Origin of the sequence: Thalassobacillus pellis, assembly GCF_016908295.1 — a bacterium.
GTDB lineage: Bacteria > Bacillota > Bacilli > Bacillales > Halobacillaceae > Thalassobacillus > Thalassobacillus pellis.
Genome location: NZ_JAFBDO010000005.1, coordinates 160,124 through 184,943 on the forward strand (window position 1 = coordinate 160,124; position 24,820 = coordinate 184,943).

Consider the following 24,820-nt stretch of genomic DNA (forward strand, 5'->3'; position numbering starts at 1 on the left):
GCTGAAAGGATGATTCTTAGTGTTTACCGCAATGTTTGGATCCGTAGAATCAGGCATCATATACGCAATTATGGCCCTGGGAGTCTATTTATCATTCAGGATATTAGATTTTCCCGATCTTACCGTTGATGGCAGTTTTGTTACAGGTGCTGCGGTTGCCGCCATTATGATTGTCAATGGCAGCAACCCATTTGTCGCCACTCTGGTTGCGTTAGGGGCCGGGTTTATTGCCGGATGTATTACCGGAATTCTGCATACGATAGGTAAAATCAATTCCTTATTATCGGGGATACTTATGATGATCGCCTTATATTCTATCAATCTTCGAATAATGGGAAAGTCAAATGTCCCATTGCTGAACCAGGACACGTCATTCACCTTAGTTACTGATTTTTGGGAAGGACTGGGTATTGATGAAGTATTGAATAATGGACTTGCACTGATTGGTCTCGGGGACAGTGCACCATCCACCTGGTCAATATTGTTTTTCATGATTCTGATAACCCTCCTGATCAAGTTTCTCACCGACCGTTTCCTGAAGACGGAAATAGGATTAGCTGTTCGGGCTACAGGTGATAACAAACGGATGATCCGCAGTCTTTCAGCGAATACCAACTTACTCGTCATCCTGGGCCTGGGTTTATCAAATGCCATGGTAGCTTTCTCCGGAGCACTGATTGCCCAATATGGTTCTTTCGCCGATGTAGGTATGGGTATCGGAATGATCATCATCGGGTTAGCCTCTGTCATTATCGGTGAAGCGTTGTTCGGGACAAAGACAATTGCCAGAACGACTCTTGCTGTCATTGGAGGAGCAATCATCTATAGGATTGTCGTCAGCCTTGCCTTGCGGGTTGAGTTTCTTGAGACAGGCGACATGAAAATGATTACCGCTGCAATCGTTATTCTTGCCCTTATCATGCCGCGTATCATTGACAGGCAGAAGGAGAAAAAGCGACGGAAACTGAAGCAGCAGGAAAGAATGCTCGAGATACCTGTTGATGGAAAGGATGATCAAAGTGCTGCAGCTAAATAGAATCCATAAGGTATTCAATGAAGGTACACCTGATGAAAAAGTTGCCCTCGATGATATCAATCTTACCATGGAGAAAGGGGACTTCATCACAGTCATAGGCAGTAACGGTGCAGGGAAGTCCACTTTAATGAATGTGGTGTCTGGGGTGCTGCTGCCGGATACTGGTCTGGTAAAACTTGCTGATAAAGAAGTTGCCATGGTTCCTGAATATAAACGATCGAAGATGATCGGAAGAGTTTTCCAGGATCCAATGGCAGGGACTGCGCCTTCCATGACAATTGAAGAGAACCTTGCGATGGCGTTCTCCCGAAATAAAACGCGCACTTTAAGAAAAGGAGTTACGAAGAGCCGCCGGGCTTATTTTAAGGAAGTGCTTGAAACCCTTCATCTAGGACTTGAAAATCGTTTGAATGTAAAGGTTGGATTACTATCCGGAGGGGAGCGCCAGGCACTGTCCCTGCTAATGGCCACCTTTACGGAGCAGGCTATTTTACTTTTGGATGAACATACAGCTGCTCTCGACCCATCCAGAGCATCGCTGATTACTAATCTGACAAATGAAATAGTCGATAAGTACAAGCTGACCACGTTGATGGTCACTCATAACATGCAGCAGGCTTTGGACCTTGGTAATCGTCTCATCATGATGGATAAAGGTCAGATTATTTTAGAAGTTGATGAAGAAGAGAAGAAGAAACTGACTGTAAAGAAGCTGTTGGCTGAGTTCCAGCGCATCCGTGGGGAACAGCTGGCAAGTGATCGGGCGTTATTAAGTTAACACGTTGATATCTGGAGCAGGAGTTCACCAATGCAGGAAAATGCCACTCAGGCATTTTTTTGGCGTGAGTATAGATGTGGAATACCTGTGATTTAAAGGGGGCACGTCATGAAAGAAGGAATGGAAAAAGGGCAGACACAAACCATGACAATAGAAGTGACAAGCGAAATGTTCGCCCAGTTTGGAGGAGATGTTGTCCACCGTACATTTTCTACCGTATCCATGGTTTATTACATGGAATGGGTTTCTAGAAAAATCATACTTCCCTACCTGGAAAACAACGAAGAAGGGATGGGGGGAGCGGTAACTGTTAAACATGTAAATCCCGCTCCGGAGGGTGCTCATATAACGATCACTGCGACGCTTACGGAAAAAAAGAGAAATGTCGTTATCACCAAAGTAGAAGCTGTCATGGAAGAATTGCTGATTGGAACAGGTGAGGTGAAACAGGTCATCCTTCCCAAAGCCAAAATAAAAGAAATGCTAATGGAAGACAGCATGAGGTAAGTTTTTTGCACTTTTGAAAGCGCTTACCAATTCTTTAAGGGGGAAAAGGTCATGGAAATGGATTTATTTGAAAAAATTCAAGAGCATCAGCAGGTACTGTTTTGTAATGATCAATCCACAGGACTGAAGGCGATCATCGCTATACATAATACCACCCTTGGTCCTGCACTCGGCGGCTGTAGGATGCAGCCTTATGAGAGTGTTGATGCAGCACTTGAGGACGTACTACGACTCTCAAAAGGAATGACTTATAAATGTGCAGCTGCAGATGTCGACTTTGGCGGTGGAAAAGCGGTGATCATCGGGGACCCGAAAAAAGATAAAAATCCTGAGCTGTTCCGGGCTTTCGGTCAATTCGTAGAGTCTTTGAATGGTAGGTTTTATACCGGAACAGATATGGGAACCACCCCGAGTGATTTCGTCCATGCATTGAAGGAAACTAATTGCATTGTCGGTGTCGAAGAGGAGTATGGAGGAAGTGGAGACTCCTCCGTGCCGACAGCACTTGGTGTCATTTACGGCTTAAAGGCAACCAATCAGGCGGTATGGGGAAGCCAGGAACTGAGCGGCCGGACGTATGCAATCCAAGGGCTTGGCAAGGTTGGCTCAAAGGTGGCTGAACACCTGCTTCAGGAAGGAGCCGATATTTATGTCACAGATGTTAACCAGACTGCCATAGACGATATTATCACTACTTCCAAAGAGCTTGGAGGGTCGGTCAAAGTCGTAAATGATTCCGATATTTATGGAGTTGAGGCGGATGTTTTTGTCCCATGTGCACTGGGAGGCATTATCAATGACGCTACCATCGATCAGTTGAAAGTACGGGCTGTGGCTGGCTCAGCCAACAACCAGCTGCTTGACTTGAGACATGGCAAAGCTCTACAGGAAAAAGGAATCCTTTATGCACCGGATTATATCGTGAATGCAGGCGGACTGATCCAGGTTGCAGATGAATTGTATGAACCGAACAAAGCCCGTGTTTTACGGAAAACAAAGGCCATTTATGTTTCATTGATGGACGTATACCAACAAACAATGGAGAGAGGTATTTGCACAGTTGAAGCTGCAAACAACCTTTGTGAACAAAGATTAGAATCACGTTCCAAGCGTAATAGCTTTTTCACCCATGAAAAGCGTCCGAAATGGGCGGTTCGCTGCTGATCAAATACGAAATTGTAAGCAAGGTAACCAATTGCCTAAAGTAAAGGATGAATTTTATGGAAAAACAATTTCCGATACAGACATGGTTAGATGGAAATGGAAATATTACAGCTGATGATTATGAAAATAGCTTGACGGAAGAATTGGCGAAGCGATTCTACAGGCATATGGTACGAATTCGCACGTTCGACCAGAAGGGTATCAGTCTTCAGAGGCAGGGGAGAATTGGCACATATGCTCCGTTTGAAGGACAGGAAGCCTGCCAGGTAGGGAGTGCACTTGCTTTAGAAGAAAACGACTGGATGTTTCCTTCGTATCGGGATCACGGTGCGACGATGACATTTGGACATACATTGTTAAATATTCTGTTGTTTTGGAACGGTCGTAATGAGGGTTGTGTCCCGCCGAAAGGGAAGAACATTTTTCCACCTGGAATTCCGATCGCCACCCAACTTCCTCATGCAGTTGGCGCAGCTTTTGCAGAGAAAAAGAAAGGTACAAAAAACGCGGCCATCGTCTACTTTGGGGATGGGGCGACCTCTGAAGGCGACTTTCATGAGGGGTTGAACATGGCGAGTGTTTTTGATGCACCGGTAGTGTTTTTCAATCAAAACAACCATTACGCCATTTCGGTTCCGATGGACAAACAAATGAAGACGAAAACAATTGCCCAAAAGGCTCTTGCCTATGATATACCGGGTGTGCGCATAGATGGTAACGATGTTTTTGCCGTTTATTTCGAAACATTGAAAGCTCTTGAGAAAGCCCGTAATGGTGAAGGCCCGACATTGATTGAAGCAGTGACTTGGCGGTATGGGGCACATACGACTGCGGATGACCCTGCAAAATACCGCAATCAGGAAGAAAGTGAAATTAGAAGGACTCAGACAGATCCGCTGACACGACTGGAGCGTTTTCTGAAGAATAAAGGCTGGTTTAATGAAACAGAGGCAGTAAACTGGCAGGAAGAGGCATCCAAGGAAGTGGATGCAGCTGTAGAAGAAATGGAGCAGTTCCCTGCGGCTGATCCTGCTGATATTTTCAACTATGTTTTTGCAGAGCCGACATGGATACTTCATGCACAAAAAGAACAATTTCTCCAGGTGAAAAAGGGGGATCCGTCATGGAATCAACAGTAGCAAATAAACAGAAGCTGACAATCGTCCAGGCGGTTACTGATGGAATGCGTACAAAACTGACGGAAGATGAACGGGTCCTTGTTTTCGGGGAAGATGTTGGGAAAAACGGTGGGGTATTCCGTGCAACCGATAAGCTGCAAGAGGAGTTCGGTGAAGCCAGGGTGATGGATACGCCTTTGAGTGAAGCCGGGTTTGTTGGCGCTGCTATTGGTATGGCTGTCAATGGACTGATCCCAGTAGTGGAAATACAATTTCTTGGCTTCATTTATCCCGCTTATGAACAGATCATGACCCATGCTTCCAGACTCAGAGCAAGAACAATGGGACATTACACGGTCCCACTCGTCATCCGTGCCCCTTATGGTGCAGGAGTGCGGGCACCGGAAATTCACTCAGACAGTACAGAAGCTATTTTCACCCATATGCCCGGCCTAAAGGTGGTGTGTCCATCTTCTCCTTATGATGCAAAGGGCTTGCTGATTGCTGCCATTGAAGACCCGGACCCTGTCCTGTTTTTAGAACCGATGAAATGTTACCGTTCTTCCCGTGAAGAAGTTCCAACAGGAAAGTATGTGGTGCCAATAGGAGAAGCCAATAAACTTCAAGATGGCGAGGATGTGACTGTCATTTGCTGGGGGGCAATGGTTCCTGTGGCAATGAAAGCAGTAAAGGAAATGGACAAGAAAGGAGTTTCCTGTGATGTCATTGACTTGCGGACCTTATACCCGATTGACAAGGACGCCATTGCTGAATCGGTCCAAAAGACAGGGAGGACTGTTATTGTCCATGAAGCCCATGGGACTGGCGGAGTCGGAAATGACGTACTCGCTATAATCAATGACACCTCCTTCCTGTATCAGAAGGCGCCGGTAGAGCGGGTGACAGGGTTTGATGCTCCAGTTCCTTTTTTCGGGTTCGAGGACGACTATTTACCGACTGCGGAACGCGTCATGCACGCAATTGAAAAAGTAATCAAGTTTTAGGCGGGAGGTGAGAAGGATGATGGAAATAAAACTTCATGACATTGGGGAAGGAATGACGGAAGCAGAAATCACACATTTCCTTGTCCAACCTGGTGACAAAGTGGAAGTCGATCAGCCGATAGTCGAGGTTTCTACAGATAAAATGACAGCGGAAATACCTGCTCCACAAAGGGGCATTGTCAAAAAACTGTTGGTAGATGAAGGAAACACAGTAGCTATTGGTACGACGGTACTGCTACTGGAAGCGGAAGGGGCGATGGACGAAGCTGCTGCAACGGTGGAGAAAGATATCGTCACAGAAGAGAGGCCGGTCCAAAAATTTCGCATGCCTTCTCCTGATAGAAGAGTAAAAGCCGCTCCTTATACGAGGAAAATAGCACGTGAACTGGATGTAGATATCGAAAGAATTGAAGGAACGGGAAAGCGAGGGAGGATAACAGTCGAAGATGTCAGACAATTCGCGGAGGGGGAACAGATTGTTACCCCTGTGTCTCCATCGCCAAAAGAAACTGAACAGGAAAGTACTGTTACTGTTTCAGAAACAGAAGCGATTCCGTTTAAAGGCCGCCGTAAGCAGATAGCAGCCAAAATGACACAATCACTGTTTACGATTCCTCATTGCACCCATTTTGAAGAAATAGATGTCACCCAGTTGATCGAGATTAGAACAGACTTGAAAGACTCGGGGATATCTGTATCAGCTACAGCCTTTTTCCTTAAAGCTGTGTCACTGGCACTGTCGGATTTTCCGATATTCAATGCTAAATTGGATGAGGAAAAGGAACTGATCCATCTGGAAAAACAGCATCATATTGGAATCGCGACTGATACAGAGGAAGGGCTGATTGTCCCTGTCATCCGTAACATAGAACAGAAGTCGATCAAATCGATTCATGATGAAATGAAGATACTTACTAAGAAAGCCCAGGAAAATAAACTGAGCAGAAATGAAATGAGCGGAAGCACATTTACCATCAGTAATGTCGGTCCGCTTGGTGGAAGCACAGGAGCTACACCGATCATTAATTATCCTGAAGTGGCATTGATGTCCTTTCACAAAACGAAAAAGCGACCTGCTGTGATCAATGAGAATGAAATTGCTATCCGCTCTATTATGAATATATCCATGGTGTTCGACCATCGGGTGACAGACGGCGCGACAGCAGTTACCTTTACGAACAGGGTCCAGGAATTAATTGAAAAACCGTATCTAATGCTGACATATCTAAAATGAATGTATAAAAATGGAGGGGAAGAAAATGAAAGAACAAGTGACAAATGCACCGGAAGCAATGGAGGACTTTTTTCCAGTCAGAGAAGTGGATTATCTTGAATACTATACAGGAAACGCCAAACAGGCAGCTCATTTCTTCTGTACTGCTTTTGGGTTCAAGCTGGTAGCTTATTCGGGATTGGAAACAGGTAACAGAGAGACGGTCTCTTATGTTCTCCAGCAAAGGAAAGTAAGGATTGTCGTTACTGGTTCCTTGACGGAAAGCAGCCGTGTTGCCGAATTCGTCAAGAAGCATGGCGACGGGATGAAAGATGTAGCCCTGACTGTAGATGATGTGGAGACCGCCTATGAAGGAGCAGTAAGCAGAGGGGCAATTGAAATCCAGCCGCCATTCTCACTGGAAGATGACTACGGTACTCTCAAAAAAGCGGTTATCGGAACCTATGGGGATACCATCCATACTCTTGTCGAACGGAAAGATTATAAAGGCATATTCATGCCTGGCTTCCTGCCTTCAGAAATGGAAATTCCTTCTGAAGAAACGGGCATTGCAGCCATTGACCATGTCGTTGGGAATGTGGAGCGGATGGAAGAATGGGTTTCTTATTATGAAAAAGTAATGGGCTTCAAGGAAATGCGTCACTTTTCCGACGAAGATATCACTACCGAATATTCCGCTTTAATGTCCAAGGTTATGCACAATGGGGGAAGAATCAAATTCCCGATCAATGAACCTGCAGAAGGAAAACGTAAGTCCCAGATTGAAGAATACCTTGACTATTATAACGGTCCTGGTGTCCAGCACATCGCTCTGATAACTGGAGACATCGTCAGCACTGTCACCCATTTGCGTAACAATGGGGTAGAATTCCTGCAGACTCCCGATACGTATTATGATGAACTGTCCGATCGGGTCGGAGAAATTGATGAAGAGATCGAGAAGCTGCGCGAACTGAAAATACTTGTTGACCGCGATGACGAAGGATACCTTTTACAAATATTCACCAAGCCGATTGTTGACCGTCCGACTTTATTCATTGAAATAATTCAACGAAAAGGTGCCCGCGGTTTTGGAGAAGGAAACTTTAAAGCACTTTTCCAATCCATTGAACGGGAACAAGAACGTCGAGGAAACCTGTAAATAGAGAGGGGAGAAGAAATTCTCCCTATTTCCAATACGTTAAGAAAGTATGAAGTTACGCTAAAGAAAGTTTACCTTTGTTAGAGGATTAAAGTATAAGTAAAATTAAGGCTTTCGCCATAAGGACTTGGCGCCAAGTTGCTCTAATAGAAGGCAGACAGTTGAACCTGGAAAGAGTGGTGGTTGAATCGTGGAAATTAAACCGGACACACTGGCGTGGAAGGATGCCTATAAATTGTTGATCGGCTCGGTATTGCCAAGGCCGATAGCATTTGTTTCCACTTTAAATGAAGACGGGGAAGCGAATCTTGCACCGTTCAGCTTCTTTACCGGAATTTGTGCGGATCCAATGCTCGTTTGCTTTGCTCCCATGCTTCGTGGAACGGACGGGAGTAAAAAAGATACACTGAGTAATATTGAACAGACGAAAGAGTTTGTAATCAACGTGGTAAGCGAGGAGTTTGTCGAGCGGATGAATAACACAGCTATTGAATATCCGTCAGATGTCGATGAATTTGAAGCGGCGGGATTTGAAAAAGAGCCGAGTGTTTCCGTCCGGCCTCCCCGTGTAAAAGAAAGCAAGGTTCACCTTGAATGTAGCCTTCACGAAGTACTGCACTTCGGGGATGAACCTGGTGCCGGGAGTCTTGTAATCGGTAAAGTGAACCGGGTCAATATCCGCGATGAATTGTATGCTGATGGCCGGATTGACACAGAAAAACTGAATCCGATCGGACGGCTTGCCGGTCCGTCCTACACGAAAGCAATAGCAGAAACGTTTACCTTAGAAAGAAAAAAACGACCTGGGGAATTGAAATGAAGTTTATTACTTTTAAAAAAACAGACGGCAGTACAAAAGCCGGCTGGATGGAAAATGGACTGGCCGTGGACATGGAAGAATTATCGGACGGCAAACTTCCGGGAGATTTGTTGACCTTTTTAAAATCCCATCAGGACTATTATTCTCAGATTGAGACATTAAGGAAAGATATACATTTAAGTGCAAAAGGAGTATATCCGCTTGAAGAAATAGAATTGCGGGCACCTATCCCCTGTCCTGTAAGTGTCCGCGACTTTTATGCCTTTGAAGACCATGTTAAAACAGCCAGAGGGAAGCGGGGGCTGGAGGTCGTTCCCGAGTGGTATCAAATCCCCGTTTTTTATTTCACCAATCATCTCGCCATCAAAGGCCCAGGCGACACAATCAAGAAACCGGAAAAATGCGACTGGCTCGATTATGAACTGGAAATCGCCTGCGTCATCGGCAAACAGGGAAGGAATGTAACGAAGGAACAGGCAGAAGATCATATATTCGGCTACTGTATCATGAACGACTGGAGTGCGAGAGACATCCAAAAGCAGGAGATGAAAGTTGGCCTTGGCCCGGCGAAAGGCAAAGACTTTGCCACCTCGATCGGTCCATGGCTGGTTACAAAGGATGAACTGACATCTTATCGCAGGAAGGATCGCTACAATTTGGAAATGGTAGCTGAAGTGAATGGAAAGCTATTATCAAGAGGGAATTTACTGGATATCCATTACAGCTTTGCTGAAATGATCGAGCGTGCCTCGGAGGAAGTCACCTTATATCCGGGGGAAATTATCGGATCAGGTACCGTGGGCACTGGCTGTATTTTGGAGCTTGGCACTGAAGTCCATCGCTGGCTCAAACCCGGAGATGAAGTGGAGCTCTCCATTACCGGGCTGGGGAAGCTGAGTAATCGTATCATATAAAACTAGAGAGGGGGGGCGCCCATGTTTTATCGTAAAATGGGAGAAGTCCCACACAAACGTCATACGATGTTCAAAAAAGAAGATGGCACTTTATATCGCGAGCAGGTAATGGGAACGAAAGGGTTTTCCGGGACCCAATCGATACTATATCACCATTACATGCCGACAGAAGTATCAAAAGCAGAACTAATAGGAAATTATTTACCTGAATTTGAAGAAACAGGCACTTTGCGGCACCGACATTTTCTTACTCCTGAAGCGGAGAAGACAGGAGATGCGTTGGAAGCCAGGGTATACACGCTAGGAAATGATGACTTACTGATGGGTACAGCGAAGGTCACTACGTCAATGGATTTTTATTACCGCAATGGTGATGGAGATGAAATGCTGTTTATACATTCTGGTTCAGGAAAAGTGGAAACAATGTTCGGGACTATTACGTACCGGAAAGGCGATTATGTTGTTATTCCGATTGGAACGATTTTCAGAGTGATCCCTGATAACCATACCGACATATTCTTCGTTGAATCGTTCAGCCAGATTACGACACCGAAGAGATACCGGAACGAATACGGGCAGCTGCTGGAACACAGCCCGTTCTGTGAACGCGATATCCGTGGCCCGGAAACATTGGAAAGCTTCGATGAAAAAGGAGAATTCGAAGTGATTACAAAATCGCGAGGACTCCTGCATAGGCATACATTCGCACATCATCCTTTAGATGTGGTGGGCTGGGACGGTTATTTGTACCCTTGGGTATTCAACGTCGAGGATTTTGAACCGATCACTGGCCGGATCCATCAGCCACCACCGGTACACCAGACGTTTGAAGGAAACAATTTTGTCGTTTGCTCCTTTGTCCCACGACTGTTCGATTATCATCCGGAATCCATACCCGCCCCCTATTATCACAGTAACGTAAATAGTGATGAAGTCCTTTATTATGTCGAAGGGAATTTTATGAGTCGTAAGGGAGTCAATGAAAAGTCGATCACTTTACACCCAAGCGGAATTCCCCATGGACCTCACCCTGGAACAACAGAAGCAAGCATCGGTAAAAAAGAAACACTTGAGCTCGCTGTAATGGTTGATACATTTCGGCCGCTTAAAATTGTCAAAGCTGCCTGCGGTTATGAAGACAAAGATTATATGTACAGCTGGATCGAAAAATAACTCATTTAGAAAGTCTCGGCGGGATTCTTTTAAGGTCACAAAAAAATTAAGGTTAGAAAAACCATGATTTTAAAAAACGGTCTGTATGGAGTTTTATGTCCATATAGACCGTTTTTATCTTTGTCCAAAAGCCTTGCCCGCGGCAAGCGTTCTGGTGAGCTTATTCTGGCAATGGACGAGCATATTATACCGATCGGCGATCCATTTCTAATCAGCTGTGAGAATCATCATCTTAGGAGGCTGATGATAGAAAAACTAGTAGAACCGCCTTGATTTAATAGAAATGGGTTGCCCCTTTTCTATTAAAATAAGGCAAGTGGCCAAGCGTTGTCATGCTTTCGGCATAAGTTAGCACTGTAAGAGATATCTCTTCATCTCTTTAAGGGGAGGGGGGATTTAAATGGCATTAGTAGCGGTTGTTATTGCGCTGCTGTTCCTCTTGGCATTACTTGTTGCTGTATTGCTCGGTACAGAGGAGCAACAACAGGTAGTCATTAACTGTATCAATGAAATTCTTGGTACTATCTAAGTGATAATAGGCTGAAGAGGAACTAGTATCCCCCTGGAATGGCCTGTGCCTTCCAGGGGTGATTTTTTTACAATAGGAAAAGATGAGTGAGGTGAAACTTGTGGAAAAGGATAATAAACAACTAGATTCACAAGATGGTAACAAACAAAAAGAGCAGTCTCTTGATATAAACAATCTATTGAAAGTGACCTCAAAGCTCTTTGAAAATAAGGAACTTTCCTCCTTATTGGGTGGATTGGACAGTGATGGTACCAGAAATATCCTGAAAGAAGTCCAGAAAAACACTGGGCTTGTCGATAAAGGTTTGAATGAGAAAAGTGTGGAATGGAAGCAATCAGCTGAAGACCTTCAAAATCAGATAGATGATTTAAAAAAAGAGCTGGAGACTTTGAAAAAACATCATTTAGGCAGTTTCTATTAATTTTTACCCAGTAGGTTCTCCTTGAGTAAAGGAGGACCTCTATTTTTGAACATTAAGACAGGTTAACTTTGTTAAAGAATTAAAGTATAAGTAAAACGAAGGATTACGCCATAAGGACTGGCGACAAGCCAAGTTTTTCTCACGTGATTTTTCCTGCGAAACACATTAGGAACATACGAAACGGTCTGCTAAAATGGTAAACGGACATAAATAGAGAAATGGAGAACGATATATGTTGAAATGGAATTCTTTTTTATATGCAGGAATTGGCCTTGTATTTATGATACTGTGGGCTGTGCTTTTTCGAGAAACTACCGTAGATATCGCCTTGTCGTTCTGCTTTTTTGTGCTGGTACCTTTATTACTGGGCGAAATACTCCAGGAAGAAAGTGCAAATCCCGCTGAGCAATATTTACGGTGGGCTGCACCCTTCTGCTTGCCAGCAGCCGGTGCAGGAACGTTGTCGCTGACGCTTGCTCCTGGGATGGAAGGTGGTTTATGGGCTGGAGTCTGGTGTATTTTCACCCTTATGATCGCATTCGGAGGTTTGATGCGGTTGTTGGGCAAAGGTATAAGGCCGATAGAAGAGTCGGTCCTGGATGTGGCAATGATTTATTTAGCTGTAGGTGGAGGATGGCTGGTTCTTGCTCAAAGTCCAGCATTGGAATGGCTTCCTTATACGCCTATTATTGTCCAGCTAACAGCCATCCATTTTCATTATGCCGCTTTTCTGCTGCCAATTTTAACAGGAGTTTTTGGCCGCTGGAGGGCAGGAAGGGTTTCGCGTTTTAGCAGGACAGGGAACCAATCTTATACTGTATTGAGTATTGGAATTCTGCTGGGTCCGTTTTTAGTAGCTGTGGGTCTTAATCAGGGACCCCCGACAGAAGTGATTACAGTTGGTATCTATTTGGTGTTTATCCTCTGGTTGTGCGGCTGGTGGCTGTATTCTGTAAAATCAATGGAAGGATGGGCAAGGTGGGGGATTGCTTTGGCTGCCGCTCTTTTATTGGTTACTATTGGACTTTCCTTCATATACAGCCTCGGGCTTGCGACCGGTGGGCTATGGCTGTTAATACCAGATATGATTAAATGGCATGGGGCTGTTAATGCCTTTGGTTTCTCGCTGATCGCGGTACTCTCATGGATTTTTTTAAGAGTACCTAAGCGATATGATTATACCTCCTTCCCAGTTATTCCATACTCTGAAGAGAGTTCAGGGAAAAGCGCGGCAGGATTAATAAAAAATTGGAGCAGCTACAGGAATAAGCAATTTGATCCGGGAAAACTTGACCCACTTGTGCATGACTTTCACATTCATACCGACGAGTTTACCATGGATGCTGAAATTCAATGGAAAAAAGGGTTTCACCGTTTTTCGAAGCTGAGCTACCGAATGACAAACAAGTGGAAACAAATAAATATACCTCCTGATGGCCGCATCGAAATGTCAGGGGAAATCACCTACAGCAAGGAAGCACCAGGTATCAATGATAGCAGGGCATGGGTCCGCAGAAATAAACAGACAGGCGAAAGAATCTTTACTGCTCTGTATGGGCACCACGAAAAAGACGATGAGGTATACATGAATATCCGCCTTCCGTTTCCTGCAGGAATGTTAATCGGTGTTTTACGTGTGCTTCACGACCACTACGGCGGATTAATATTAACGAGCACTCTCCGTCCGAGCGCAAAAGGGGACGAAGGCATTTATTTTTCGCTTGGAAAATGGGTTATCCGTACACCTTTACAGGAAACTTTTCAGCTAAGGGAGAATCATGAGTCGAATCGTTTGATTGCTATCCATGATATAACACTCTTTGGGATACCAATGCTTACAATTACATATCGTTTACATCGCAAATAAAAGAGTCTTACGTATAAACCTTTTGTGATGGGATAATACCGCGGAGTAATAAGAATTCTCCGTGGTATTTTTTTGCTTATTTCCTGTAACAGACAGAAGACTCCATTTGATAGTCTTTTTGCTATTGACTATATTGTGTTTATTGTATATATTTAATATATACAATAAACACAATGTATGAACGGAGAGCTGTTATGGATATCCTGATTTCGCAAACGAGTAAGACACCTTTGTACCAGCAAATAAAAGAGCAGATCAAGGAACACGTATGGAAAGGTAAACTTCAGGAAGGGGATTCTCTCCCATCAATGCGGACGTTGGCAAAAAATTTGCAAGTAAGTGTTATAACTACTAAGCGCGCTTATGAAGAGCTTGAAAGTGAAGGATTCATTTTTTCTTCTGTAGGAAAAGGGACCTTTATTGCCGGGCAACAATCCCATGTACTGAAGGAGTGGCAAATAAGAGAATTGGAAAACCAATTGGAAAAAATAGTACTAGAAGCAAAAAGGCTTGGACTTACAGATACTGATATAAAAGCGATGGTGGAAATATATTATAGGGATGGTGACACGAATTGAATGTGGTAGAAATGAGGGAAATAACAAAAAAAATGAAAGATTTTTCAGTGGAGAACTTGTCGCTGGACATCCCCCGCGGATTTATCACTGGCTTTATCGGCCCAAATGGTGCAGGTAAGAGCACAACCATCCGGATGATCATGGATATCGTCAAACCGGATGATGGGGATATCAAATTGTTTGGGAAGCCCCATACAGATGCAGAACTCAAACAAAAAGTCGGTTTTGTTTATGATGACCTCTATTTTTACGAAGATTTTACGATAAATAAAACAAAATCAGTTCTTTCAACCTTGTACAAAAATTGGGATGAAGAATTATTCCAGCGTTATTTTAAAAAATTCCAGCTTCCAATAAGCAAGAAAATCAAGCATTTTTCTAAAGGAATGAAGATGAAGTGCTCTTTGCTGTTTGCTCTTGCCCATAGACCGGAATTCATTATTATGGACGAACCGACGTCGGGGCTTGATCCAGTATTCAGGCGGGAATTATTAGAGGAGCTGCAGGAGCTGATGATGAATGAAAACCAGACAATATTCTTTTCGACCCATATCACGACAGACCTGGATCAAATTGCTGATTTTATCGTGTTTATTCATGAGGGAAAGATTAAATTCCGAAAAAATATCGAGGACGTGCGTGAACAATATTATATTGTTAAAGGGGAAGAATGGCAGCTTGATGCTGATCTGAAACAGATGTTTCTCGGGTATAAGGTTACAAATCAGGGCTTTACCGGGCTGATGGAGAATAACAGGGAATTGTTCGATGGGATAACAGAACTAATGATTGAACCTGCCAGCCTCGAAGACATCATGTACTATATGACAAGGGAGGAAGGGGTAAAATGAACAGCCTGTTGAAGAAAGAATTGTTAGTCAATCAGCAGTTTTTATTGCTTGTGATTGTTTTTATTCCGGGTGCGTATGTTATGAATCTGTCGCCAGTATTCATCTATGCCGGACTTATGCTGGGGCTGGTGGTAAACTTATTTTACTGCGATGATAAATCAAAGGCGAATCAGTTCATGGTCAGTCTGCCGGTTGACCGGAAATCGTTAGTGACAGCTCGCTTTTTGTTCAGTTTTCTGGCCATTTTAATTTTTTTGGCGTACACTGTACTAATTGATCAAATTGCCCATTTATGGCTTGCTTATTTTTCCTACTCGCCTATCACAGTCTCAACGGCGTTATTGGCTCTTGGAGCTGTTCTTATCCTTAGTTCGTTAAGTTTTCCGATTTACTATAAGCTTTCTTTCATGAAAGCATTAACTGCTAACATCATCATAATGGTAGTTACTCCGGTTGCTTTGATTACAGCAGGATCGCTTCTGTATCATAGAGAAGAAGCAATCATAAAAAAGTTAGTGGATACTGTTATCAGCATTGTCCAAAACCAGCCGGTCGTTATCGGTGGATTAGTGATTCTACTGACGGTGATTGGATCCTACCAACTATCCAAACGAATATATACGCATAAGGATTTGGTTTCTTAACGACAAGTGTAAAATCATTCACAAAGAATCTCAAATAAAGTAAGTTATTGTATACTATTTTCGAGATTTTATGGTATCATTAAGATGACATAGACATATGGTAAGAAGACCGCAGCGCCAACTGCGGCCTAATAGATATCGATTCCCCAGGGGATCGGCCATTCAGGAATAGACCTCTCCCAATCAACTTGTCCAGGGTTAATAGGGAGGTCTATTTTTTATTGGTCAGTTTGATGACCAGAGCGAGTAGCGTAATGGTAAAGGTGCCAAACGCAAGCATCACCATCAGGACTTCATACGTACCCATAGGCATCACCCCCCTTTTTTTAGTGACATGGGGCTAGCCGACCTCTCCCTACAAGAGCGATATCTATTTATAAGGATACCACAATTTTTCAAAAAGGGGAACAAGCGTTCTGGTAAATAGTGATAAAAGAGGAAAAAGACAGGTATAAAGTATGGCTGAATTTATAAACAAAAAGTTGTCCCATTTATTTGGGACAACTTTCTTCTTGCCGATGAGAGTAAGGCCAGTTTCCTTTTCAGCACCTTAGCGAGGCATGGCTAAGTGGTGATTGCTGTTGAATACTGCAAAGAAATCCGGCCTTTTTAACTGTTCGGGTTTCTTCAGGGCAAGCAATTTTATAACTCATCGAAACCGTTATCTTCTGATACTTTCGTATATTGTCTGGATTTCTGTTCGAAGAAGTCCGATTTCCCTTCATCCACTTCCTGATAAGCGCGGATCCATTTGAGAGGATTTTTGTCATACCCTTTGAATGGTTTTTCTGCTCCAAGCTGCTTGCTCCGCTTATTTGCCATAAAGCGGATATAATCCTCAAGATCCTGCATTGGGATACCGGGGAAACGATCACCGATGATATAGCGTCCCCATTTAATTTCCAATTCAGCGGCCGTTTTAAAGGTTTCTTCGGTGAACCGGAGGAATTTATCCTTATCCAGATCAGGATTCTCGTTTAGTGTTTCCTTGAAGATATTAGCGAACAGTGTAACATGGATTTGTTCGTCCCGATTAATATAGTTGATCATGGTACTTGTTGCGACCATTTTCCCGTTTCTCGCCAAATTGTAAAAGAAGGAAAAGCCGGCATAAAAGAAAATGCCTTCTAATACGACATCATATATGACTGACTTCAGAAAATTCTCCGGTGTAGGGGAAGACGTAAATGCTTCGTAACCTTGTGTGATGAAGGCGTTTCTCTCCTTTAATACCTCGTCATGCTTCCAATATTCAAATATCTCCTCCTGTTCTGATTGATTAACCAGCGAAGAGAGTACATAGGAATACGATTGGTTATGGACGACCTCCTGAAAGGCAAGGGTCTGCATTAGGGCGGACAGGCTTGAATCAGTCAGATAATCGGCGATTTGCCCCGAATAATCCGTCTGGATGGAATCTAGAAAGGCAAGCAGGCCAATGATTTTCTTGAATGTTTCCTGCTCATCATCTGTAAGAGATGCCCATTGCTTTCGATCGTTACTCATATTGATCTCATTCGGTACCCAAAAGTTAGCAAGCATATTCTTATACATTGGGTAAGCCCAGGAGAATCGGGTATTGTCCCAATTCAGCACGTTAGAGCTTTTTCCGTTAATAATTCCTGTGGAAGCGTTTGGTGCCGTATGATCGACCATTTTGCGCTGCTGTAGAGTTTTTTCCATGATAGTACCTCCTTAAGATGAACAACTTTCACATTCAAAGTCCTGCTGACTTGAGGTTGAGCGGGTATAGTAGGTTGTTTTTAAACCGCTTTTCCAGGCGTGCAAGTGCAAATCCAGCAATTCCTTCGCCTTGATTGAATTTCTGACATAAAAATTAAAGGAAATAGACTGGTCGATATATTTCTGACGGGCACTATTTTGTTCGATGCTCGTATGCTGGTCAATTTCATGCCCCGCTTTGTAGTACCAGTAATTTTTAGGTGAAAGCTCTGGAGCTGTTACGGGAATTTTATAATCCTTCTTCTCCTCCGAATAGAACTTCTTGAAAATAGGGTCGATACTGGCGGTGCTGCCTGCAATCAACGAGGTGCTGGAATTCGGAGCCACTGCCATCAAGTAGCCGTTTCGTAATCCGTTTTTACTGACTTCCTTCTGTAAATCTTTCCAATCGAATGATCCCCCGGCCGAAAGCTTCCGTCTGGAAAAATACTCACCAGTTTCCCAGTCAGATCCTTTAAATACCGGGTAACTTCCTTTTTCCCTGGCAAGCTCCATGCTGGCCCGAATAGTATAATAAGCGATCTCTTCGTACACATCATGTGTGTATTCCACTGCTTCCTCAGACTCCCATTTAATTTGTTTCTTGGCTAAAAGATGTGCCCACCCAAACGTGCCGAGTCCGATGCCGCGGTATTTCTGATTGGTCAATTTTGCTTGCGCAACCGGAATCGTATTTTGTTCGATGACGTTATCCAGCATCCTTACCTGGATCGGAATCAAACGCTCCAGCACATTTTCTGGTACTGCTTTACCAAGGTTGATGCTGGAAAGGTTGCAGACAACAAAGTCTCCAGGGGCACGGGTGATATGGATCTTTCCATCCTCTACATATTGCTGTTCTTCCACAGTTGGACTTTGGTTCTGCGTAATTTCAGTACATAAATTACTGCAGTAGACCATGCCAGCGTGACTGTTAGGATTCATTCGGTTAACCTCATCACGGTAGAACATATAAGGTGTACCTGTTTCCAACTGGCTGACCATGATTCGTTTCATGATTTCAATAGCCGGGACTGTTTCTTTTGTCAAAGCGGGGTGTTGGCGGCACGCCTCATATTTTTCGCGAAAAGTACCTTGTCCTTTCTCTTCGTCATAATAATCCTCGAGGGAAAATCCCATTACACTTCTAACTTCGTGCGGGTCGAATAAATACCAGTCTTCCCGCTTTTCCACAGCTTCCATGAAGATATCCGGAATACATACACCTGAGAATATATCGTGGGTCCGCTGGCGTTCATCTCCATTATTTAGCCTGCTGTCTAAAAAGGAAAAAATATCCTTGTGCCATACATCTAAATAGACAGCAATCGCTCCTTGGCGCTGGCCAAGCTGGTCGACGCTGACAGCAGTATTATTCAATTGCTTCATCCATGGAAGCACACCGGAAGAAACGCCTTTAAAGCCTTTGATATCGCTTCCGCGGCTGCGAATCTTACCGAGATAGACTCCGATTCCGCCCCCGTGTTTACTTAAATTTGCAATATCGGTATTGCTGTCGAATATGGATTGGAGGCTGTCATCTATCGTATCAATGAAGCAGGAGCTCAGCTGTCCATACGTTTTTCCGGCATTGGCCAGAGTAGGGGTAGCTACTGTCATGTAAAGGTTGCTTAGCGCCCAGTAGGCTTCAAGAACCAGATCGATACGTTTCTGTTCAGACTCCTCTTTCATTAAAGTCATGGCAATAATCATGAAGCGTTCCTGTGGCAGTTCAAACACATCACCTTGTTTGCTTTTTGCAAGATACCGGTCCGCAAGTGTTTTTAAACCGATATAAGTAAACAGGTTATCTTTTTCTGGTTTCAGACACTTGCCTAACCTGCCGATTTCTTCCTCGTTGTAATACTTCAGCAAGTCTGTTGTATAGATGCCTTCTTCCATAAGACGTTCAAGAAGGTTATAAAAGTTATCATAAGCTCGTGATGTTTGACGATTTTCTGCAGAGGCTTTGTATAACCGTTCTAATTCAAGCTGAGAGGCAATATAAGTCCAGTCAGGTGATGTCTCATCCATTAAGGACAGTGCTTCCAGGATCAGACGGTGTGCTTGGTCGTGGAAATTGCTCTCGCCAAGGTTGATGCCAGGTAATTTATCCGCTAATTCCTCCATAACCAGGTGGGGGAATTTTTCTTTTTTATTCATCAGCCAGTTTTTCCAATATTGTTCGATTTTTGTTATGGTTGCTTCCATGGTTTCACTCCTTTAGTCTTGGTGGTAAAGATAATAATGCATAAAAAAAACCGCTCTAATTTGAGCGGATGAAACCATGGAACAATGAAAGCCGCAGGTGGTGGAGGGTGAACTGGCCCATCATTCCATCGTTTCATCTTCTCAAACCCCGAAGAAGGCGAAACTTTAAACGAATAGAGACAGGTCTCCTGACTTGTGCTTATAAACCTAATCCGATCCTTCCCATGCATTAGCACAGTGGATTTTCGTTTCGTCAGCACTTACAGTTGCGGGGGCAGTTCTGGTTTCACACCAGATTCCCTATTAAGCCGTTAGGCATCCGCTATTCGTCATACTATATATTGTGTTTTTAATCATTGGTAGTTAGCTTATCTTGTGTTTATAATGATATAGGAGTTAATCAGGACATGCAAGTCTTTTTTATATAATATAATTCAAAAAAGGAATTAGACGTTCAGTCACGAATGAAATAGTGTTAGTTATCAGGCAGGAGGATGAACATGGGAAATACATTCGAGTGGCACAAAGAAGCCGAAAAACAATGGAACAGCCGGGCAGATTTTTGGAATGAAAATAGTAAGAATATGTGGGATGAGGGAAGCCGACAAACCATCATACCGTTTTTCCAGCAGTACGTATCTCCGGGAGATAAAGTAGCTGATATTGGATGCGGTGATGGCTATGGTTCTTTCAAACTTCACCAATCCGGTTATGATGTAACAGGGGTCGATATTGCGCCAGAAATGATTGAACGGGCTAAACAGCAAGTAAGTGCCGATGAATTGACTTTCGTTCAGGGAGAAATGACAGAATTGGATTTTTCCGATGAAAGTTTTGATGCTGTAATGGCGATTAATAGTCTGGAATGGCTTGAAACACCTGCTAAAGGTCTAGCTGAACTGAAACGGATTGTACGGCCTAAAGGAAAGTTATGTATCGGAGTACTCGGGCCGACTGCTGCACCAAGACAAAACAGTTACCGGAGATTATTCGGTGAGAATGTTATCTGCAATACAATGATGCCCTGGGAATTTGAATTAATGGCTGAAGAAATGGGATTGAACTTAATTGGTGGGGAGGGTGTATACAAACGTGGTATCAGCGAAAAACGGCTGAAGGGATTGCCAAAGGAACTGCGGCAGGCAATGACATTTATGTGGATTTTTATGCTGGAAAAGTAGAATCGAGCATAGAGGTAATATAAAAGGCACATTCCCGTGTTTAGATGTTCCCTTCTTAAGGAAAACTAGACGTACAGTTTTTCTGATTAGAAAGGAGCGGAATATGAGATGAACGAGCAGGAACTTAAAGATAAAATTATGAAGATACTCGAAAGCAATCAAGTAGGAACACTTGCTTCAGTGAAAAATAACCGGCCGCATTCCCGATTCATGACGTTTTTTAATGAAGGAACAACCTTTTACACGCCGACAAGCAGAGAGACCCATAAAGCAGAAGAAATTGATGCTAACCCTTATGTCCATATCCTGATTGGCTATGGCGGGGAAGGCTTTGGAGATGCCTACCTTGAGGTAGAAGGAAAGGCCGTCATTAAAGAGGATCAGGAATTGAAAGAGAAGCTTTGGAACGAATATATGGAAAATTGGTTTGAGGGTCCCTCAGATCCGGAATATATTGTACTGGAAATTGAACCAGAACAAATCCGGCTGATGAATGCCAAAGAAAAGTCACCTCAAACCTTGAAATTATAAACATGAGGGGACGCCTCCTAAGTCTGCAGTAGACTTAAGAGACGTCCCCTTTGGTTTTCTTAAGCCCTTCACGGTGAGGCTCGCCTTAAGCTTGTCGGGGGTGAACAAGGCGCTTGCGCTTTTGCTTCATCCAGCTCCAGCGCCTACCCCCTCGAGGTCTTAAGTCAATCCTCTTTGTGACAAAGCCCGTCACGGCGAGGCTCGCCTTAAGCTTGTCGGGGGTGAACAAGGCGCTTGCGCTTTTGCTTATTGATGAAGGGCGTGTTGGATTGTCTCGTGAAGGACATTCAGGACATGTTCATCGTCATGGGAATAGTAGATGGTAGTACCTTCCCGGCGGAATTTCACCAGCCGCAGGTTTTTCAAAAAACGCAGCTGATGGGAAACCGTCGACTGCCTCAAGTGGAGTTGCTCAGCAATTTGGTTGACACTGTATTCCCGTTCAAACAGGAGGTTCAGTATTCGGATTCTTGTCGGATCTGATAGCGCCTTGAAGGTTTGTGAAACAAGGAAAAGTGTTTCCTCGTCTAAATCTGTTTTATTCGGTTCATCCATAACCATCAGCTCCTTCTTGGCGTTCATTTTCTAACATGGAACAATATTCATCCTCGTACTCGATTTCGATTGTGATGTGATCAAGGTGGATATGCTTGATGATCGCTTTAATTTCCTCCTTGATATCACACACTTCCTTTTTCGAGGCTTCCGGTCGAACGACGATATGCGTCGAGAAAGCATGGTGTTCTCCGTCCAATGACCATAAATGGGTGTGGTGGGTGGATAGGACGCGTTCGAGATTGTTGATTTTCTTTACGATATTATCCAGGTCAATATTCTCAGGAACGCCTTCTAGAAATAAACGCATTGTTTTAACAAAATTCAGGATGACATTATAAAGGATATACAACGTAATTCCAATTGAGGCAATTGGGTCAAGTATAGGTAAATCGGCAAAAAACATGATTATGCTGACAATCAGTACAGCAACCCATCCAAGTACATCCTCAAGTAGATGCCAGGTCATCACTTTTGAATTCATCGATTCTCCCCCGCGAAGCCGGAAGACAGCTGCGCCATTGACTATAATTCCGAGCACGGCCAGAAGAATCATCCCTGTCGCGTTAGGCTGGGCAGGGTTCAATAATCTGGGTATTGCTTCGGTCAGGATAAAAATGGAACCGACAATCAGCACGACACTATTGATTAGGGCAGCCAGCAGGGAAAAGCGCTTATAACCGAAGGAAAAGCTGTCAGACTTCCCTTTTTTTGAAAACTTCTGCAGGAACCAGGCAAGCCCTAGGGATAGTGAATCTCCCAAGTCATGGAGGGCATCTGAAAGAATTGCCATACTGTTCGTCATCAATCCGCCGATAATCTCAATAATTGTAAAGCCAAAATTCAGAAAAAAAGCAACCTTTATATTTCCAGTTGTATGGTCATGGTGATGATGGTGATGGCTCAAAACTAAATCCCCTTTCAGTTAACATGTGTATATGATTATGTGTTCATATATATCGTATTCAACTCATGGCCGTATGTCAATGAGAGACAAGACAATTATTCGATATGTTTAATGTAGACAGAAAAACTGAAATTATAGCAGCTTTGGTGTAGAATGGTCAGACAAAGCTGGAAAGTATCTGGAGGTGTTGTATTGAAAATCGAACAGCCCTATATTGATACAAAGCGGGAAATAAGCATCGAAGGTCAGAAATATGTGGAAACCAACCATTTACTGACATTGACTGATTCAGAAATCACATCACGGGACTACCAATTCTCCCTTAAGAATGTTTTCGATATTTCCTATCGGCCTATTAAAGATGGGCTTGGTCTGTTGTATCTGCATACAAACAGGGGGGTGTTCGCTTTTAAGCTGAACACCCCGCCCGATAAGTTTATTCGTGTTTTTAAAGATTTGAAGTAAGTTAGAAATGACTGGGCAGCAGTTTCAACAGCCTTCTTTCCACGCCGTAATAGTCCATTTCATGATTGGTTATGAGGGCTAGCTCGTATAATTGTTTTAACAAGAATTCTCGATCTAAGTCGTAGATAAATTCAGACGAAATATGGTCGACTGTGTTACTGGCAAAGTTCCAGATCATATCATGCTTGTCACCGCTTATGGATTGAGCCACCATAGAAAGGGCAGTGATGATTTCTGTAATGATCGGGTAGTTTTCGTTTGCGTAGTGGCGGATATAGCCAAAGCCTCTGTAAAGGTAGAAATCAAAATCTTCCGTATCCATCAATACACGAACTTGTTTTTCTTTATCGTTCAAAAAACGGGTGAAAGTAATATTGTCTTCCACGGCTACAAGAAGATCTGCCATCTGGTGAATGGTGTTGATAACGGTTTTCGGATCGTTATTACCAATACCTTTAATGCCGATTTCTGAAAGCTTAGTCATCCCCATGTTAATATCCTGAACCTCGGTTTCTTTATGGCCGATTTCAAACATGGCACAATATTTCTCTTCGTTCACTTTATCCTTACCTGGCCCCCAGTAAGAAAAGAGACGGTTATTTATTAAAGTGAAATCACCTACTTTGGCATGAAGTTTGATAATGATGTCATCTTTCCTGGCTTCCTCAAGCATTTTTCTGAAATCGACGACTTGGATATACCCTGTTTTAGTAGCTGTGGCGATTTTTTGATGCCTTTCCCGATAACTCTCATAAAGATCCCCGGGTTTCTCAGCACGATATGCTTCCAATTCATTACTCAGGGAAACTTTGACAATTTTTTTGGAGACATTTTTCATAGTCAAGGTTATATTATGGACTTGCATCCAAGTGGTCGCGTGATTGATGAAGAAGATGAATACCATTACAGTAAAGAAAGCCAGTAGTACAGTGGTGAAAGGGATAGCGACATAAACTTCATTCTGTTGCCCGGTGACGAATAAAAAGACCACCAGTACATATACGAAACTGCCATGGAAGATGCCGAGCACATGCTGGGTTTTGCGATCTCCTACGAAATTCAACAGCATTCTTGGCGAAAATTGCCCGCTGAATGTCGTGAGCACGACAAGCAAGGAGTTCAAGGTAAAGGCGCTTAATGTTAGAATACCGCCGATCAGAGCGCTAACCAGCATTCGAGTCGGCTGTGCATTTGCATGGAAAAAAGAAGGTATATATTGGGATAAATTTACAAAATAGTCCAAATACAACGTTAATGCAACGAGGAATAAGGAACAAAATACATATAAAAATGGTGTGAACCATAATGTTTTTTGAATTTCATGCTTCCGTTGCTGCTTGGACATTTGGAAGTACTTTTGTAATTCCGATGGCAATAATTTTAAAAACATGACATTTGCACTCCCTGAGAAATTTTAATAATAGCCTATTTCCCTGCCTGGAAAGTGATAAAACGGAAAAGTAGGGATA

26 protein-coding genes, 1 pseudogene and 1 riboswitch are annotated in these 24,820 nt (G+C 43.3%); of the genes and pseudogenes, 21 read left to right on the forward strand and 6 right to left on the reverse strand.

The window, feature by feature from the left end:
• Window positions 1–19 precede the first annotated feature (19 nt).
• The 18 genes and pseudogenes from JOC33_RS15745 to JOC33_RS15825 all read left to right on the forward strand — a co-directional run bounded on the left by JOC33_RS15745 (window position 20) and on the right by JOC33_RS15825 (window position 15,779).
• Entirely contained in the window at window positions 20–1,036 is a 1,017-nt protein-coding gene (locus tag JOC33_RS15745; RefSeq protein WP_205093500.1) for an ABC transporter permease subunit, read from the forward strand.
• The gene (locus JOC33_RS15750) at window positions 1,020–1,814 is read left to right on the forward strand and encodes an ATP-binding cassette domain-containing protein (protein ID WP_205093501.1); all 795 of its coding nucleotides are present in this window, start codon (window positions 1,020–1,022) and stop codon (window positions 1,812–1,814) included. The genes JOC33_RS15745 and JOC33_RS15750 overlap by 17 nt, the downstream gene beginning before the upstream one ends.
• A 108-nt stretch (window positions 1,815–1,922) precedes the next feature.
• The gene (locus JOC33_RS15755) at window positions 1,923–2,321 is read left to right on the forward strand and encodes a thioesterase family protein (protein WP_205093502.1); all 399 of its coding nucleotides are present in this window, start codon (window positions 1,923–1,925) and stop codon (window positions 2,319–2,321) included.
• Window positions 2,322–2,378: 57 nt separating this feature from the next.
• Entirely contained in the window at window positions 2,379–3,485 is a 1,107-nt protein-coding gene (locus JOC33_RS15760; RefSeq protein ID WP_205093609.1) for a Leu/Phe/Val dehydrogenase, read from the forward strand.
• 56 nt (window positions 3,486–3,541) lie between these two features.
• Window positions 3,542–4,624: a pyruvate dehydrogenase (acetyl-transferring) E1 component subunit alpha gene (pdhA, locus tag JOC33_RS15765; RefSeq protein ID WP_205093503.1), complete on the forward strand. Its 1,083-nt coding sequence runs from the start codon at window positions 3,542–3,544 to the stop codon at window positions 4,622–4,624.
• On the forward strand, window positions 4,609–5,607 hold the full coding sequence (locus tag JOC33_RS15770; protein WP_205093504.1) for an alpha-ketoacid dehydrogenase subunit beta: 999 nt from the start codon (window positions 4,609–4,611) through the stop codon (window positions 5,605–5,607). The genes pdhA and JOC33_RS15770 overlap by 16 nt, the downstream gene beginning before the upstream one ends.
• Before the next feature lie 19 nt (window positions 5,608–5,626).
• Window positions 5,627–6,841: a dihydrolipoamide acetyltransferase family protein gene (locus JOC33_RS15775; RefSeq protein ID WP_205093610.1), complete on the forward strand. Its 1,215-nt coding sequence runs from the start codon at window positions 5,627–5,629 to the stop codon at window positions 6,839–6,841.
• Between the two features lie 25 nt (window positions 6,842–6,866).
• The gene (gene hppD, locus JOC33_RS15780; protein WP_205093505.1) at window positions 6,867–7,982 is read left to right on the forward strand and encodes a 4-hydroxyphenylpyruvate dioxygenase; all 1,116 of its coding nucleotides are present in this window, start codon (window positions 6,867–6,869) and stop codon (window positions 7,980–7,982) included.
• A 190-nt stretch (window positions 7,983–8,172) separates the two neighbouring features.
• On the forward strand, window positions 8,173–8,802 hold the full coding sequence (locus JOC33_RS15785; protein WP_205093506.1) for a flavin reductase: 630 nt from the start codon (window positions 8,173–8,175) through the stop codon (window positions 8,800–8,802).
• Window positions 8,799–9,751 (forward strand): annotated as a pseudogene (locus tag JOC33_RS15790) (fumarylacetoacetate hydrolase family protein). The gene JOC33_RS15785 and the pseudogene JOC33_RS15790 overlap by 4 nt, the downstream one beginning before the upstream one ends.
• Entirely contained in the window at window positions 9,738–10,889 is a 1,152-nt protein-coding gene (locus JOC33_RS15795; protein ID WP_205093508.1) for a homogentisate 1,2-dioxygenase, read from the forward strand. The pseudogene JOC33_RS15790 and the gene JOC33_RS15795 overlap by 14 nt, the downstream one beginning before the upstream one ends.
• Window positions 10,890–10,952: 63 nt before the next feature.
• Entirely contained in the window at window positions 10,953–11,162 is a 210-nt protein-coding gene (locus tag JOC33_RS15800) for a hypothetical protein (protein ID WP_205093509.1), read from the forward strand.
• Window positions 11,163–11,289: 127 nt separating this feature from the next.
• The gene (locus JOC33_RS20595; protein ID WP_275577004.1) at window positions 11,290–11,418 is read left to right on the forward strand and encodes a hypothetical protein; all 129 of its coding nucleotides are present in this window, start codon (window positions 11,290–11,292) and stop codon (window positions 11,416–11,418) included.
• A 100-nt stretch (window positions 11,419–11,518) separates the two neighbouring features.
• Complete coding sequence (locus tag JOC33_RS15805; RefSeq protein ID WP_205093510.1) at window positions 11,519–11,839, forward strand: hypothetical protein; 321 nt, start codon at window positions 11,519–11,521, stop codon at window positions 11,837–11,839.
• Window positions 11,840–12,071: 232 nt separating this feature from the next.
• Window positions 12,072–13,706: a YndJ family protein gene (locus JOC33_RS15810; protein WP_205093511.1), complete on the forward strand. Its 1,635-nt coding sequence runs from the start codon at window positions 12,072–12,074 to the stop codon at window positions 13,704–13,706.
• Window positions 13,707–13,900: 194 nt separating this feature from the next.
• The gene (locus tag JOC33_RS15815; protein WP_205093512.1) at window positions 13,901–14,284 is read left to right on the forward strand and encodes a GntR family transcriptional regulator; all 384 of its coding nucleotides are present in this window, start codon (window positions 13,901–13,903) and stop codon (window positions 14,282–14,284) included.
• 11 nt (window positions 14,285–14,295) lie between these two features.
• Window positions 14,296–15,135, forward strand: coding sequence for an ABC transporter ATP-binding protein (locus JOC33_RS15820; protein ID WP_205093611.1), 840 nt, complete (start codon window positions 14,296–14,298; stop codon window positions 15,133–15,135).
• Window positions 15,132–15,779 (forward strand): ABC-2 transporter permease, encoded by a 648-nt coding sequence (locus JOC33_RS15825; protein ID WP_205093513.1) that lies wholly within the window; start codon window positions 15,132–15,134, stop codon window positions 15,777–15,779. The genes JOC33_RS15820 and JOC33_RS15825 overlap by 4 nt, the downstream gene beginning before the upstream one ends.
• Before the next feature lie 211 nt (window positions 15,780–15,990).
• Here JOC33_RS15825 and JOC33_RS15830 read toward each other — a convergent pair whose 3' ends face one another.
• From JOC33_RS15830 to JOC33_RS15840, 3 genes are all read right to left on the reverse strand, one after another.
• The gene (locus JOC33_RS15830) at window positions 15,991–16,086 is read right to left on the reverse strand and encodes a putative holin-like toxin (protein ID WP_205093514.1); all 96 of its coding nucleotides are present in this window, start codon (window positions 16,084–16,086) and stop codon (window positions 15,991–15,993) included.
• A 335-nt stretch (window positions 16,087–16,421) separates the two neighbouring features.
• Window positions 16,422–17,462, reverse strand: coding sequence for a ribonucleotide-diphosphate reductase subunit beta (locus JOC33_RS15835; protein WP_205093515.1), 1,041 nt, complete (start codon window positions 17,460–17,462; stop codon window positions 16,422–16,424).
• Between the two features lie 12 nt (window positions 17,463–17,474).
• The gene (locus tag JOC33_RS15840; RefSeq protein WP_205093516.1) at window positions 17,475–19,712 is read right to left on the reverse strand and encodes a ribonucleoside-diphosphate reductase subunit alpha; all 2,238 of its coding nucleotides are present in this window, start codon (window positions 19,710–19,712) and stop codon (window positions 17,475–17,477) included.
• A 161-nt stretch (window positions 19,713–19,873) separates the two neighbouring features.
• Window positions 19,874–20,051, reverse strand: a riboswitch (cobalamin riboswitch).
• Window positions 20,052–20,212: 161 nt separating this feature from the next.
• Here JOC33_RS15840 and JOC33_RS15845 point away from each other — a divergent pair.
• A complete protein-coding gene (locus JOC33_RS15845) occupies window positions 20,213–20,893 on the forward strand; it encodes a class I SAM-dependent methyltransferase (RefSeq protein ID WP_205093517.1) in 681 nt (226 codons plus the stop codon).
• A 108-nt stretch (window positions 20,894–21,001) separates the two neighbouring features.
• Window positions 21,002–21,424: a pyridoxamine 5'-phosphate oxidase family protein gene (locus tag JOC33_RS15850; RefSeq protein WP_205093518.1), complete on the forward strand. Its 423-nt coding sequence runs from the start codon at window positions 21,002–21,004 to the stop codon at window positions 21,422–21,424.
• A 246-nt stretch (window positions 21,425–21,670) separates the two neighbouring features.
• Here JOC33_RS15850 and JOC33_RS15855 read toward each other — a convergent pair whose 3' ends face one another.
• Both JOC33_RS15855 and JOC33_RS15860 read right to left on the reverse strand, forming a co-directional pair.
• Window positions 21,671–22,006 (reverse strand): ArsR/SmtB family transcription factor, encoded by a 336-nt coding sequence (locus JOC33_RS15855; protein WP_205093519.1) that lies wholly within the window; start codon window positions 22,004–22,006, stop codon window positions 21,671–21,673.
• Window positions 21,972–22,886, reverse strand: coding sequence for a cation diffusion facilitator family transporter (locus tag JOC33_RS15860; protein ID WP_205093520.1), 915 nt, complete (start codon window positions 22,884–22,886; stop codon window positions 21,972–21,974). The genes JOC33_RS15855 and JOC33_RS15860 overlap by 35 nt, the downstream gene beginning before the upstream one ends.
• A gap of 192 nt (window positions 22,887–23,078) precedes the next feature.
• Between JOC33_RS15860 and JOC33_RS15865 the strand changes: the two genes are divergently transcribed.
• Window positions 23,079–23,351, forward strand: a complete 273-nt coding sequence (locus JOC33_RS15865; RefSeq protein ID WP_205093521.1) for a hypothetical protein — start codon at window positions 23,079–23,081, stop codon at window positions 23,349–23,351.
• Between the two features lies 1 nt (window position 23,352).
• Here JOC33_RS15865 and JOC33_RS15870 read toward each other — a convergent pair whose 3' ends face one another.
• On the reverse strand, window positions 23,353–24,741 hold the full coding sequence (locus JOC33_RS15870; protein WP_205093522.1) for a DUF2254 domain-containing protein: 1,389 nt from the start codon (window positions 24,739–24,741) through the stop codon (window positions 23,353–23,355).
• Window positions 24,742–24,820: the final 79 nt, after the last annotated feature.

What these genes read in the sequence shown, in the direction of transcription:
- JOC33_RS15825 (WP_205093513.1), top strand. Translation starts at nt 15,132, where the DNA reads ATGAACAGCCTGTTGAAGAAAGAATTGTTAGTCAATCAGCAGTTTTTA.
- JOC33_RS15800 (WP_205093509.1), top strand. Translation starts at nt 10,953, where the DNA reads ATGATTTTAAAAAACGGTCTGTATGGAGTTTTATGTCCATATAGACCG.
- JOC33_RS15820 (WP_205093611.1), top strand. Translation starts at nt 14,296, where the DNA reads ATGAGGGAAATAACAAAAAAAATGAAAGATTTTTCAGTGGAGAACTTG.
- JOC33_RS20595 (WP_275577004.1), top strand. Translation starts at nt 11,290, where the DNA reads ATGGCATTAGTAGCGGTTGTTATTGCGCTGCTGTTCCTCTTGGCATTA.
- JOC33_RS15755 (WP_205093502.1), top strand. Translation starts at nt 1,923, where the DNA reads ATGAAAGAAGGAATGGAAAAAGGGCAGACACAAACCATGACAATAGAA.
- JOC33_RS15870 (WP_205093522.1), bottom strand. Translation starts at nt 24,741, where the DNA reads ATGTTTTTAAAATTATTGCCATCGGAATTACAAAAGTACTTCCAAATG.
- JOC33_RS15830 (WP_205093514.1), bottom strand. Translation starts at nt 16,086, where the DNA reads ATGGGTACGTATGAAGTCCTGATGGTGATGCTTGCGTTTGGCACCTTT.
- JOC33_RS15815 (WP_205093512.1), top strand. Translation starts at nt 13,901, where the DNA reads ATGGATATCCTGATTTCGCAAACGAGTAAGACACCTTTGTACCAGCAA.
- JOC33_RS15760 (WP_205093609.1), top strand. Translation starts at nt 2,379, where the DNA reads ATGGATTTATTTGAAAAAATTCAAGAGCATCAGCAGGTACTGTTTTGT.
- pdhA (WP_205093503.1), top strand. Translation starts at nt 3,542, where the DNA reads ATGGAAAAACAATTTCCGATACAGACATGGTTAGATGGAAATGGAAAT.
- JOC33_RS15845 (WP_205093517.1), top strand. Translation starts at nt 20,213, where the DNA reads ATGGGAAATACATTCGAGTGGCACAAAGAAGCCGAAAAACAATGGAAC.
- JOC33_RS15795 (WP_205093508.1), top strand. Translation starts at nt 9,738, where the DNA reads ATGTTTTATCGTAAAATGGGAGAAGTCCCACACAAACGTCATACGATG.
- JOC33_RS15840 (WP_205093516.1), bottom strand. Translation starts at nt 19,712, where the DNA reads ATGGAAGCAACCATAACAAAAATCGAACAATATTGGAAAAACTGGCTG.
- hppD (WP_205093505.1), top strand. Translation starts at nt 6,867, where the DNA reads ATGAAAGAACAAGTGACAAATGCACCGGAAGCAATGGAGGACTTTTTT.
- JOC33_RS15855 (WP_205093519.1), bottom strand. Translation starts at nt 22,006, where the DNA reads ATGAACGCCAAGAAGGAGCTGATGGTTATGGATGAACCGAATAAAACA.
- JOC33_RS15835 (WP_205093515.1), bottom strand. Translation starts at nt 17,462, where the DNA reads ATGGAAAAAACTCTACAGCAGCGCAAAATGGTCGATCATACGGCACCA.
- JOC33_RS15810 (WP_205093511.1), top strand. Translation starts at nt 12,072, where the DNA reads ATGTTGAAATGGAATTCTTTTTTATATGCAGGAATTGGCCTTGTATTT.
- JOC33_RS15770 (WP_205093504.1), top strand. Translation starts at nt 4,609, where the DNA reads ATGGAATCAACAGTAGCAAATAAACAGAAGCTGACAATCGTCCAGGCG.
- JOC33_RS15850 (WP_205093518.1), top strand. Translation starts at nt 21,002, where the DNA reads ATGAACGAGCAGGAACTTAAAGATAAAATTATGAAGATACTCGAAAGC.
- JOC33_RS15775 (WP_205093610.1), top strand. Translation starts at nt 5,627, where the DNA reads ATGGAAATAAAACTTCATGACATTGGGGAAGGAATGACGGAAGCAGAA.